The sequence below is a fragment of the Candidatus Cardinium hertigii genome (genome assembly GCF_050864855.1).
Classification (GTDB): domain Bacteria; phylum Bacteroidota; class Bacteroidia; order Cytophagales; family Amoebophilaceae; genus Cardinium; species Cardinium hertigii_C.
This window is the reverse complement of record NZ_JBOZWW010000009.1, coordinates 1-407: the sequence shown is the minus strand read 5'-3', so window position 1 is coordinate 407 and position 407 is coordinate 1. Positions and strand designations below refer to the sequence as shown.

The following is a 407-nucleotide window of genomic DNA, read 5'->3' as shown; positions in this document are numbered from 1 at the left end:
CTAAAATCTAAAAATCTATTGCAACGGTCTCATTTTGGGAAAAGCATTTAAAGCATAGATAGAGTCTGCTTAATATATTGAATATCAGACTTAGATAAGCCAGTAAGGAGAGTAATATCTTCCATAGGGTATCCTTTTAAAAGCATAGCTCTAGCTATAGAAATGGCTTTATTTTTTTCTCCTTCTTGTCTCCCTTCTTGTCTCCCTTCTTGTCTCCCTTCTTGTCTAGCTTTTTTTTTCATATAGTCCTCTACAGCCTGATTATCCATAATACGCTTAATCTCTTTCTCATAGGTCCTTAATTCTTCTTCTGACCAGTTAAAACGATTTAAGGCTTCATACGCACGTTGGATCACTAAATCTGAATCTATTATTTTACGTACGTCTGCTTCGTTAGTAGAGGAAGC

General features: G+C 35.4%; 1 protein-coding gene. It reads right to left on the bottom strand.

All coding sequences use genetic code 11. The features are described 5' to 3' along the window. Nucleotides 1–47: 47 nt before the first annotated feature. Nucleotides 48–407 (bottom strand): Rpn/YhgA-type helix-turn-helix domain-containing protein (locus ACRRVB_RS00670; protein WP_490036317.1); only part of this gene is annotated, 360 nt, incomplete at its 5' end.